The sequence below is a fragment of the Bradyrhizobium sp. Ken01 genome (genome assembly GCF_055807355.1).
Genome location: NZ_JBVVPC010000003.1, coordinates 338464 through 349573, shown reverse-complemented (window position 1 = coordinate 349573; position 11110 = coordinate 338464). Strand labels below are relative to the sequence as shown.

8 protein-coding genes are annotated in these 11110 nt (G+C 63.3%); 2 read left to right on the top strand and 6 right to left on the bottom strand.

The features are described from left to right. Positions 1–538: 538 nt before the first annotated feature. The 6 genes from AC0L3S_RS05620 to AC0L3S_RS05595 all read right to left on the bottom strand — a co-directional run bounded on the left by AC0L3S_RS05620 (position 539) and on the right by AC0L3S_RS05595 (position 9430). Complete coding sequence (locus AC0L3S_RS05620; protein ID WP_473257450.1) at positions 539–1102, bottom strand: hypothetical protein; 564 nt, start codon at positions 1100–1102, stop codon at positions 539–541. A 303-nt stretch (positions 1103–1405) separates the two neighbouring features. Further along, positions 1406–3115 carry a response regulator gene (locus tag AC0L3S_RS05615; RefSeq protein WP_473278367.1) on the bottom strand — a complete coding sequence of 570 codons (1710 nt, stop codon included), beginning with the start codon at positions 3113–3115 and terminating at the stop codon, positions 1406–1408. Then, entirely contained in the window at positions 3112–4626 is a 1515-nt protein-coding gene (locus AC0L3S_RS05610; protein WP_473278374.1) for an ATPase domain-containing protein, read from the bottom strand. Before AC0L3S_RS05610 ends, AC0L3S_RS05615 begins: the two co-directional genes overlap by 4 nt. A gap of 219 nt (positions 4627–4845) precedes the next feature. After that, positions 4846–6543 (bottom strand): GMC family oxidoreductase, encoded by a 1698-nt coding sequence (locus AC0L3S_RS05605; RefSeq protein ID WP_473278366.1) that lies wholly within the window; start codon positions 6541–6543, stop codon positions 4846–4848. 423 nt (positions 6544–6966) lie between these two features. Then, positions 6967–8526 (bottom strand): acyl-CoA carboxylase subunit beta, encoded by a 1560-nt coding sequence (locus AC0L3S_RS05600; protein WP_473278365.1) that lies wholly within the window; start codon positions 8524–8526, stop codon positions 6967–6969. Continuing rightward, positions 8456–9430: an IclR family transcriptional regulator gene (locus AC0L3S_RS05595; RefSeq protein WP_473257463.1), complete on the bottom strand. Its 975-nt coding sequence runs from the start codon at positions 9428–9430 to the stop codon at positions 8456–8458. Before AC0L3S_RS05595 ends, AC0L3S_RS05600 begins: the two co-directional genes overlap by 71 nt. A 94-nt stretch (positions 9431–9524) precedes the next feature. Here AC0L3S_RS05595 and AC0L3S_RS05590 point away from each other — a divergent pair, with 94 nt between their 5' ends. Together AC0L3S_RS05590 and AC0L3S_RS05585 are read left to right on the top strand one after the other, a co-directional pair. Next, entirely contained in the window at positions 9525–9746 is a 222-nt protein-coding gene (locus AC0L3S_RS05590) for an acyl-CoA carboxylase biotin carboxyl carrier protein subunit (protein ID WP_473257465.1), read from the top strand. Between the two features lie 167 nt (positions 9747–9913). Beyond that, the gene (locus tag AC0L3S_RS05585; RefSeq protein WP_473278364.1) at positions 9914–11080 is read left to right on the top strand and encodes a TAXI family TRAP transporter solute-binding subunit; all 1167 of its coding nucleotides are present in this window, start codon (positions 9914–9916) and stop codon (positions 11078–11080) included. Positions 11081–11110 lie beyond the last annotated feature (30 nt).

The following is an 11110-nucleotide window of genomic DNA, read 5'->3' as shown; positions in this document are numbered from 1 at the left end:
AGCCGCCGGAGGCGGTGGCGCGCAAGCGCCAGCCTTGAGGCCGGCCGATCGCCGGGCTACTTCAACACAGTTGCTCCCCGGGGAGCGATGCACTATTGCCCCCGTCGCCTTGCGGATGGCTGATGTGCTGACCCGGTTGGGCAGAGCATCACCACAAGACTTGACGCACAGACCCCGGGCGTCAGGACCACACGATTTTGCCGTCCGCGCACCTCCCCGCCCCTGTCCTCGATGCCTGGCGTGCGCTCGCCATCGAGACCGAACGAGGAGGCTGTCAGCGCCGTGTCGTACCGCGTGTGCAGCTGCTCACGGGAAAACCCGCCCTGCAGCCTGCCCAGCGCGCCGACGCAGTCGCGGCCACCGCCTCCCGGCCCGCGTCTCGTGACGATCGCGAAACGCCCTTGTAGCAGGCCGGGATGCGCGCAAACTACGCCTTATCCGAACTTCTGTAAATACGAATATTATTTCAGTGCGGGGTTGACAAGGTGTTCCGCGCGATGGCGCACCAGGTCTCGTAACGCACCTGCCGGCCCGCGTCTCAAGCGACCGAACCGCCGCGCGGGTTGACGATCGTGTAGCCACGCAATGAACGCGCATGCATTCGCGTCGCGTGTCCGCCCGAGTTGGCGTCGTACGCCAGCCAGATATCCCCGCTTAGGTGTTGCTCGAGGACGAACACATGTCCGTGTCGGGCTGCGACCATTCCCGGTGCGGGTGATGTCCGCGGGAAGCGCAGCCAGTTCGACGCGAGATTCAATTCCGGCACGATACGGCCGAACACGCGCAGAGCAGCGCCGCAGCCGCAGAAGGAGGAAGGGCAACCTGCCGGACGACCACCGACGATGCGAGCGCCGGAGAGGCTCGCCGTCGCGGCGCCGCCTGCGTCGGTCACTGTCAGTTGCGTCGCGCGATAGGATTGGAGTGAGGACCCGGGCGTTAGGAAGGACCTGGACGTCCGCTCACGACGCATTTGCGAATACGAGAAGTCGCAGGGCATCGTCACGTTGCATTCGGGTGCTTGATGAATGCGATAAGGCCGTGCTTCGGAAGCGACGAAACTAAAGGCAACGAAGAAACACGCGGAAAGAACCGACTTGAACATTGCAGGGCTCCAACTGAGGGTCCCTGCCCCTGCAAAGAAATCAACAACAGTTTGGCTGAAATGGTCTCAAATGACGGCTGAAAGTGGCTGCATTTGCGGGCCGATTTTGGCAATCAATATAGCCACACGTAGTGGCGGAAATCTTTAACTCGCAGAAAACGAATGCGTGTCTGCGCAATCGAGACGCGACCGCTTTGCATTTGTTCGTCGCATCGTTGCGCGCCGCGGCACGATCGGCAGAGCGCGCAATTGCGCAGGCGCGCCCGGAAGCCATAGCCCGGCCGGTGATTGTCGCGCGAATCGTCAGCCCCGAGTCTTCGCCAAGCCCGGTCCTGCGGTTGTCGCAAAGTCCGACTTTGCCGCACCGAGCGCTGCGGCGAGTTCGTCGATGTGGTAGGGTTTCGGCAGGATCCGGATCCCGGCCGCTTCGGCGTCGTGAACCGCGGCTTCGGCGTATCCGCTCGTCAGCAAGACCGGGATGTCGCTTCGCCTTCTCTTGATCTCGGACGCGAGTTCGACACCGTTCATGCCGCCCGGCATCATGATATCGGAAAACACCAGGTCGACCGAGCGGCCGTCCGCCAGGGCACCGAGAGCCGCCGCAGCGCTCGCCGCGCGCGTGACCTGGTAACCGAGCTGCGCAAGCATCTCGCTGACCAGCGCGGCGACCTCGTCGTCGTCCTCGACGAGGAGAACCCGGCCATGATTGGCCTTCTTGGGCCGAGCCCTGTTCAGGTCGATGAGATGCCGTTCACCCGAAGGAATATTCCTGGATCTCGGCAAGTAGAGCTCGATGCTGGTGCCCTCGTCGACGATCGATTTTATGCGAACCATTCCGCGTGACTGCGTCGCAAATCCGTGGACCTGAGCAAGCCCCAGGCCCGAGCCTTTCCCGACATCCTTGGTCGTGAAGAACGGTTCGAAGACCCGCGCCAGGATCTCGGGGCTCATTCCAACACCTCTGTCGACCACGGACAGACGAACGTAATCGCCCGCGATCTCGTCCTCGGTCAGGCCGGCCAGGTTCTCCCCGCGGACAACGATGGTGCCACCGTTCGGCATCGCATCGCGGGCGTTGACCGCCAGGTTGAGAATGACCAGCTCGAGCTCTCCCGGATCGACCTCAACCGGCCAAAGGCCCTCGGGAAAATCAAACTCGACGTGAACGTCGCCTCTCAGGCTCCGATCGAGCAATTCGCGCATGCCGCCGATCTGCGCTGGGATGTCGACGGCCTCGGGCCGGAGCTTCTGCCGCCGTGAAAAAGCCAGAAGCTGCCTGGTCAGGCCGGCACCCCGCTGCGCCGCCTGAACCATTCCCTCCAACAGACGACGCCGCCGATCAGGATCAGTCTGCCGATCGAGCATGTCCAATCCACCGGAGATCACCATCAGCAGATTGTTGAAGTCGTGAGCTACTCCGCCGGTCAATTGTCCGATGGCTTCGATCTTCTGGGCCTGACGAAGGGTCTCCTCGACGCGGGCGCGCTCTTCCATTTCGGCCCGCAGATGCTTGTTGGCCTCCTCGAGGGCGCGGGTACGCTCGACGACGAGCTTCTCGAGTTCCTGGGCCGTCCGCTCGCGCGCCTGCAGCAAGGTCCGAATTTCATATTGCCGCCGGCGGGCCCGCATTGCGGATTGGATAGCGCTCGTCAGCGTGATCGGCTGAACCGGGCGCTCCAGCAGCGAAACGTTGCGGAGTGTCTCGACGATGCTGCGGCGCCAAGCAACCACCGCCGGCTGCTCCCGGTGGCTGGTGAGAATGACAAAGGGCAGGTCGGACCAGGGCGGCTGCCGCTCGATCCAATGTGCCAACGGCTGGGTATCCTTCCCGAACAGGCCCTCCTCGGCGAGAAGAACCGCGCCCACGCCCGCCGACATCTCGCTGACCAGCTCAGGGAGACTACGACAATTGATTGCTAGGAGATTCGAATTTCGGAAGAGCTCGACCGATGCCGGTCCATCGCGGCCGATCGGAGCAAACACCAGGACGCAATGATCGCGGTCGGCGCTCATTCCGACAGCCCTTCCGGCATTTCCGTGCCCGAGTAACGCGGATTCCCGGAAAAGATGCCGCTGAACCCGGTCAGCGGAGGACCTACCGTAATGCCGGCACTGCCAAGACGAAACTCGCGGATGGAATTTTCATGATTGCCGCTGCGCTTCTTCACGACCGAGAGCGCACGCCGCACCGTTCCGCCGACTTCGAAATAGCGCAGCATGAGCACGGCATCGCTCAAATAGCTGATATCGAGAGCCGTTTCCATCGGACCGACCAGCCCATGCTGAGCGAGGATCAGGACGGTCAGCACGCCTTTCTGTCCGAGATAGCTCAGGAGCTCGTGCATCTGGAGGATCAGAAATCGCTCATCCGGCATTGCGTTGAGGTAGCCGTTCAGACTGTCGATGATAACAATTCGGGCGTTATCGTTTTCGACGCTGTTGCGCACATTGGCGGCGAATTCGCCGGGGGACATCTCGGCGGGATCGATCTGTTTAAATCGGATGAGCCCCGATTGCAGATGGCTTTCAAGGGGCAGGCCCAGCGTTCGAGCCCGTGCCTCCACTGTGCCGCGACCTTCGTCGAAGGCAAAGAACACCGCATGCTCACCGCGATCTGCCGCCGCGATCGCATAGGTCAGCGCGAGAGAAGACTTGCCGACACCGGCGGCGCCCAAGAGCAGCGCACTGGTGCCGCGCTCGAGCCCTCCTCCCAGGAGTTGGTCGAGTTGCGCATTGCCGCTGGGCGTTAACTCACCGATGAACGAGGTGTGATGTTCGGCCGCCACCAGACGGGGGAATATATGCACCCCTCCCGCTTCGATCGTGAAATCGTGGAAGCCGCCGCGGAATCGAATGCCGCGCATCTTGATGACGCGAAGCCGCCGGCGCTCTGCTCCATAATCAATAGCGAGCTGTTCGAGCATCACGACGCCATGCGCGATCGAATGGAGTTGCAGATCGTCCTGGGAGGACGAGAGATCGTCGAGGAGAATGACCGTGCAATTGCGGTTGGTGAAAAAGTGCTTCAGCGCCAGAACCTGGCGCCGGTACCGCAGCGGGTTCTGCGCAAGGAGGCGGAGCTCGGACAGGCTGTCCAGCACGACGCGCGCGGGATTGATCCGTTCGACCTCCTTGAATATCAGGCCGGTGGTTTCGCTCAGCTCCATTTCGGCGGGATGGAAGACGGTGAGCTCGCGCTCCGGATCGAGCGTCGTCTCCGGCGGCACCAGTTCGAAGATGTCGACGCCTTGCAGCGACCAGCCGTGCCGCTGTGCCACCAGCGTCAGCTCACGCTTGGTTTCCGACAAGGAAATATAGAGCACGCGTTCACCGCAACGGGCGCCCTCGAGAAGGAATTGCAGCGCCATCGTGGTCTTGCCCGAGCCGGGCCGACCCTCGTAAAGGTACATGCGATTGGGATCGAGCCCGCCGTAGAGGATATCGTCGAGGCCGTCACTGCCGGTCGAAATCCTGGGCAACTCTTCGGGGTCGCTGGTTTGCGCCCGGCTTGATGAATTGATCATTGAACCCCCATGAAGCTCCATCGCCGACATGCGCTCCGGCCCCGAGATGGGACGCGCGGTCAGCGGCCCGGTCCCAGCCGGAAGGCGAAATCTGGCAAAGAACGCCTAAGCTGGGTTCCAAGTTCCGCCTGCGGACGCATGTCCGCCAGACCGCCTGCCGCGGAACCGTTCTCGACCCCAATTTTGCGTTCTACCGCCGGCCCGAAAAGCCGCGCCGCCTCACTGCATCATCGCGGCCGCGATCTTCTCCGCCGACATCAGGACCGGAAAATTGGTGTTGGCGCACGGCACCACCGGGAAGATCGAGGCATCGACGACGCGCAGGCCCTGCACGCCCTTGACGCGCCCCTCTGGATCGACCACCGCCATCGGATCGTCGGCCCGGCCCATGCGGCACGAGCAGGAGGCGTGCCACACGCCGATGGTCGCCTTGCGCACGAAGGCTTCCAGCGCCTCGTCATCGTTGATGACGTCGTCGAAGGTGAAGCCCTCGACAACGAAATTGTCGATCATGTAGTGGCGCAGCGCTGCCGGCCCGTCCATCAGGGCCGCGGCGATCTTGGTCAGAAACCGATTCTTGGTGTTGACCACGCCGATCTTGCGCACGCGGTCGGTATAGGAGGCCGGGAACGGCTTGTCCGTCACGGCCCTGACAACGTCGCTCATCTGCACGGCCGCCATCTTGCGGAAACCGCTCATCAGCCGATCGAGGTCGCGCCGGTCGGACAACAGGTTGAACTCGACGATCGGCTCGACGACCGGATCGCGCGAGGCAAGCTTGATCTGTCCGGTCTCGGAATAGGTCTTGTTGACGAATGTCAGCAGCGATCCGATCTGCTCACCGACCGCGTGCCAGGCCGATTTGCTGAGCAGGACGACGAACATGTCGCCTTTCGGTACGCCTTCGAGCCCGGACGAGTAACGCAGGCCGAGCTGCATGTGTCGCCGGGTGTGCTCATTCATCCGCGCGCCGCGGCGAACAAAGGACGACAGCGAGATCGAGGGATGATCCATCAGGCGCTGGCCGACGCCTTGCAGCCCCATCAGTACGGGAATGCCCATATCCTTGAGGTGACCGACCGGGCCGATGCCGGCGCGCAACAGATGCGCCGGCGAATGGATGGCGCCGCTGGAGAGAATGATCTCGCGGGCGCGGAATTCCTGCTCCCGCCCGTCGACCACCGCCTTCACGCCGACGCACCGCGTGCCTTCGAACAGCAATTCCCTGACTTGCGTGTTGGTGGAGATCGTGAGGTTGGCGCGCTTGCGCGTGTCGCGATCGAGATAGCCCATGGCAGCCGAGACGCGTTGCTCGGCCTGGTTCGAGTGCGTCACGGGGAAAAACCCGTCGACGAACTCGCCGTTCTGGTCGGGCAGGAACTGATGTCCGGCCTGCTGGAAGGCTTGCGCGAACGCCTCCGAATGCCGCGTCCAGTGCTCCCTGGGGATTCGGCGGACCGGGATGCGACCGTCCTTGCCGTGGTAGGGCCCATCGAAATCGAGGTCGCGCTCGACCTTCTTGAAGAAGGGCAGCACATCGTTCCAGCTCCACCCCGCAGCGCCGCGCGCTTCCCATTCGTCGTAGTCGGTCGGCGCGCCGCGGTTGGCCATCTGGCCGTTGATCGAAGAGCCGCCGCCAAGCACGCGAGCCTGCTCGTATTTGCGTAAGGGCGGACGCCCTTCGTTCGGATTGTTGTGGCTGACGATCTGCGTCGTGACCTTGAGTTCGGTCCAGTGGAAGCGCGGATCGAAATAGGCCGTCCCCGGATAGCTGTCCCTGATCTCGGCCGGCTCATCTCCGGGCGGTGTGTCCTGTCCCGCCTCGCAGAGCAGGACCTTGTTGGCGCTCCTGGCGGAGAGCCGGTGGGCCAGCACGGACCCCGCCGAGCCGCCGCCCACGATAATGAAGTCGTACACGATTGGCGCTTCCTCTTGTTCTTGCCCAAGAAGCGTAGCGCGTTATTGTTTTGAGGTCACGTCAAGGCTGCCGCGGCAAAGCGCGAGCACAGATGCCGGCGACGCCGAAGGCACCGCCTGCCGGCAGGCATCCGCCGTCCAGTCAGCGGGTGACGAGGTAGCGAACGCAGAAGGCTTTACGGCTTCCTCACGAAGCCCGTGCGCAACCGCTCGGCAAACCAGACTACAAAAATTGCAGCGAACGACAGACCGAAATATATGGCTGTCCAAAGCAGCGCGTTACCCGCATTTGTCATGACGTCTCTCCCTCGTTCCGAACGAGACGCTTGCAGACAATCGGATGCGTGGCGTTGCGCTAGATCAATTTTGCCAAACTGCGATTGGGCTGAGGTCGGCATCAGCGGCTCGCAGAGGCCGCTGAAGCTACGGCCTGATCGAAAACCTCTCCGGCGGCCCTGGCTTTCGCAATGGCTCCGCCAGCCGCGCGAACTCGCACAGCAGCGACCGCGTCTTCCTGGGATCGATGATCTCCTCCACCCAGAACTTTTCGGCGGAGCGGAACGGCGAGCGCAGCTTGTTGAGGCGACCCTCGATCTCCTTCAGCTTCTCCGCCTTGTCCTCGGCCGCGTCGATGTCCGCGCGATAGGCGGCTTCGATGCCGCCTTCGAGCGGGAGCGAGCCCCAATAGGCCGACGGCCAGGCGTAGCGGATCGAGAAGCGGTCGGCGGGCTGATGCACCACGCCGGCGACGCCGAAGGCGTTGCGCAGGATCACCGTGCACCAGGGCACCGTGGTCTGGTTGACCGCGGCCATGGCGCGAACGCCATGGCGGATGGTCCCCGCCTTCTCCGCATCGAGCCCGATCATGAAGCCGGGGCAGTCCATGAGATAGACGATCGGCAAATGGAAGGTCTCTGCGAAGTCGACCCAGCGCACCACCTTCTGGCAGGCGTCCGCCGTCCAGGAGCCGCCATAGTGAAAGCTGTCACTGGCAAGCACCATCACCGCCCTGCCCTCGAGCCGCGCGAGGCCGACAATGATCGGCTTGCCGAAATTCTTGCCGACCTCGAAAAACGAGCCCTTGTCCACGACCTGTTCGACGATCGGCCGTATCTTGTAGACCTGCTTGCGGTTGCGTGGCACCGCGCTCATCAGCGCCTCTTCCGTGCGCTCCGGATTGTCGGTGCAGGGCAAGGTCGGCGGCAGACCGTCAACCGACGACGGCAGATAGGACAGGAATCGCCGCGCGCAGGCAAAGGCCTCCTCCTCGGTGTCGACGGCATGATCGACCGCGCCGGCGCGGGTCTGGATGTCGGCGCCGCCGAGCTCTTCCTTCGAGAGGTCCTGCCCCAGCGCCTTCACCACCGGCGGGCCTGCGACGAACATCGCAGACTTCCGGGTCATGATGGAATAATGGCTGGCGGCAAGTCGCGCAGCACCGAGCCCTGCGACCGAGCCGAGGCCGAGCGCGACCACGGGCACGCGCGACAAATTCTCGGTGGTGAAGCGATACCAGCGTGTACCGCCGATGCCGCCCGGCAAGTTCGCCGCGCCCTTGGTCTCGATGGTCTTGACCGAGCCGCCGCCGCCGGAGCCTTCGATGATGCGGACGATGGGCAGGCGGAGATCATGAGCCATCTCCTCCGCCATCAGCGGCTTTGCGGAGATGGACGCGTCCGCCGAGCCGCCGCGCACGGTGAAATCGTCGCCGACCACGACGACGGTGCGGCCTTCGACGCGCGCGCGGCCGAACACGCAGTTCGCCGGCGTCAATTTCTGCAGCTCGCCGCTGGAATCGTACTCGCCGACGCCGGAGACGGCACCGATCTCGTGAAAGCTGCCCTTGTCGGTCAGTCTGTCGATACGCTCCCGAACAGTCAGTCGGCCCTGGTCATGCTGACGCTTGACCTTGTCAACGCCGCCCATCTCCCGCGCGAAGGCTTCGCGCCGGGCGAGCTCGTCGAGTTCCGACTTCCAGTTCATTCACTCCCTCCGAATTGATCGGCTTGTTATTGTTGTGCACGGCCATGGCGACCGGTTTGCGCGGGATGCGGGCGTTGAAGACGTCGCCTTCCGCGCCGTCCATCAGGCTGCCGAGCGAGCGGCCGAGCGCGACCATCAACGGGGCGACCTCGGCATGCAGACGCTCTTCGTCGTACATCGACGATAGAAGACCGATCGTGATCACCACAAAGGTCTGGTACTGCGGCGACCAGATCGGCACCGCGAGCCCGTTGATATGCGGGCTCCACAGGCCGCAGGCCACGACATAGCCGCGCTCATGCAGCGACTGCCGGTTGGCCTCGATGCGGGGCCGCAGGATTTTCGCGGCCTCGGGAGCTTCCCGCTCCATGTCCGCGATGAAGGCATCGCCGACCTCGGGCGCCAACGCCGCGGTGTAGGCTGCGCCCGCAGCGGTCGAGGCCATCGAGATGCGGCTGCCGGTGCCCTCATGCAGGCCGAGTGCCGAGGCCGAGCGCGCGAACTGGAGATAGACCAGATGGAAGCGATCGGGGACGACGAAGCCGACCGTGCCGGGCAATTGCTCGGCGACTTCCTGGAGCCGCTGGCGGATCATGCTGCGCAGCTGCGCGCCCTTCATCATCGAGGCGCTCATCGCTACCGCACTCGGCCCGATGCGATATTTCTGATCGCGCGGCAGATAGACCAGCTGCCCCATCCGCGTCAGCGTGTGCGTGAGCCGCGACACCGTCGAGCGCGGCAGGCCGCAGCGATTTGAAATCTCGAGATTGCCGAGCCTGCTATCGTGGCCCTCGAAGCATCGCAACACGTCGAACGCGCGCGACACCACCTGGATGACATCACCCTCGCCGGCTTCGCCAGCGAGCGCACCTTGCCTACTCAACCGCTCCGAACGTCGTCCCATGATCCCTACCGCTTGTTCCGCTGTGCGGAATTAAATTCCGCTTGCAGAAGAAACTACCTCAGGCATTTTGCGACCACAACAAAAAGGCGATGGCATGCCAGAAATTAAGATCGTCACGGAGATCGCCGGACGCGTCTGCGCAACTCCCGTGCAAGTTGGAGGAACCGTTGCGGACGGTGAGGAGATTGTGGTGGTCGAAGCGATGAAGATGGAGATACCCGTGCTTTCTCCTGTGAGCGGCGAGATCACATCGCTTCTGGTGAAGCTCGACGACGTCGTTGCCGAGGGACAGACGATCGCGATCGTCGCGAACTGACCGCATTATCCGTCGTTTTCCGCGACATTCTGTCAGCCTCATTGCTACGATCGCGGTACGTCGTTGCCATCGCCTGATCGCAATGACATGATCCGTTTCAAACAAAACCTGTTTCAAACAAAGAAAGAAAATCGTCGCGGCAAACGCGAGGATCATTGGAGGGAAACATGCTTCGTGGGCTGATCATGCTCGCGCCTGCCTTGGTGGCGGGCATTTCTTTTGCGTCTACACGCTATGCGTCCGCCGAAGACATCAAGCTGCCGGCGACATTGACGTTCACCGCCTATGACACCGGCACCGCCGGCTTCAACATCGCGGTCGGCGTCGGCAAGATGATGAAGGACAAATACTCGAGCGACGTGCGCGTGCTCCCCGCAGGCAACGACGTCGCGCGTCTGGCGCCGCTGCGCGCCAAGCGTGCGGTTTCCGCGGCGATGGGATCGGGCACCTATTTCGCACAGGAAGGCGTGTTCGAGTTCGGCTCCAGGGAATGGGGCCCGCAACCGCTGCAGATCATGCTCTCATCCGTCGACTGCAATTGCGGCACGCTCGGCGTGGCCGCGGATACAGGCGTGAAGGAACTGAAGGACCTCAAGGGAAAGCGTGTTGGATTCGTCGTCGGCTCGCCGGCGCTGAACCAGAACTCGCTCGCGGTGCTCGCCTTCGCCGGCCTGACGCAGAAGGACGTCAAGGTCGTCGAGTTCGCAAGCTACGGCGCGATGTGGAAGGGCCTGATCAACAACGACACCGACGCAGCCTTCGGCACCACCATCACCGGCCCCGCCAAGGAAGCCGAGACTTCGCCGCGCGGGCTGGTCTGGCCGCCGCTGCCCGCCAAGGACAAGGAAGGCTGGGCACGGATGCAGAAGGTCGGCTCGTTCTTCTTCCCGCAGACCGCGACCTGCGGCGCCGGTATCTCGCCGGACAAGCCGATCGAGCTCGGCAATTATCCCTATCCGATCTTCGTCGCCTACGCCTCGCAGCCGGCCGACCAGGTCTATGCGATCACCAAGGCGATGATCGTGAACTACGATTCCTACAAGGACTCCGCGCCCGGCGCCGGCGGTCTTGCGGCCGATCGCCAGACCAAGAACTGGGTGGTGCCGGTGCATCCCGGCGCGGTGAAGGCATTGAAGGAAGCCGGGCAATGGAGTGACGCGCAGGACGTGCACAATAACAAGCTGATCAAGCGCCAGGAGGTGCTTGGCGCAGCGTGGACCGACTACGGCAAGTCCAATCCGCCTGCGGATGACAAGGCGTTCCTCGACGGCTGGATGAAGGCGCGTGCCGCAGCGCTTGCGAAGGCCAACATGCCGAACGGGTTCGAGGATTAGTTCTCAGCGTCAATTGCCCACGCGCGGGGT

Bases quoted from the DNA above. Each gene is read 5' to 3' on its own strand.
- AC0L3S_RS05610 (WP_473278374.1), bottom strand. From the start codon at position 4,626: ATGATCAATTCATCAAGCCGGGCGCAAACCAGCGACCCCGAAGAGTTG.
- AC0L3S_RS05620 (WP_473257450.1), bottom strand. From the start codon at position 1,102: ATGTTCAAGTCGGTTCTTTCCGCGTGTTTCTTCGTTGCCTTTAGTTTC.
- AC0L3S_RS05585 (WP_473278364.1), top strand. From the start codon at position 9,914: ATGCTTCGTGGGCTGATCATGCTCGCGCCTGCCTTGGTGGCGGGCATT.
- AC0L3S_RS05600 (WP_473278365.1), bottom strand. From the start codon at position 8,526: ATGAACTGGAAGTCGGAACTCGACGAGCTCGCCCGGCGCGAAGCCTTC.
- AC0L3S_RS05595 (WP_473257463.1), bottom strand. From the start codon at position 9,430: ATGGGACGACGTTCGGAGCGGTTGAGTAGGCAAGGTGCGCTCGCTGGC.
- AC0L3S_RS05615 (WP_473278367.1), bottom strand. From the start codon at position 3,115: ATGAGCGCCGACCGCGATCATTGCGTCCTGGTGTTTGCTCCGATCGGC.
- AC0L3S_RS05590 (WP_473257465.1), top strand. From the start codon at position 9,525: ATGCCAGAAATTAAGATCGTCACGGAGATCGCCGGACGCGTCTGCGCA.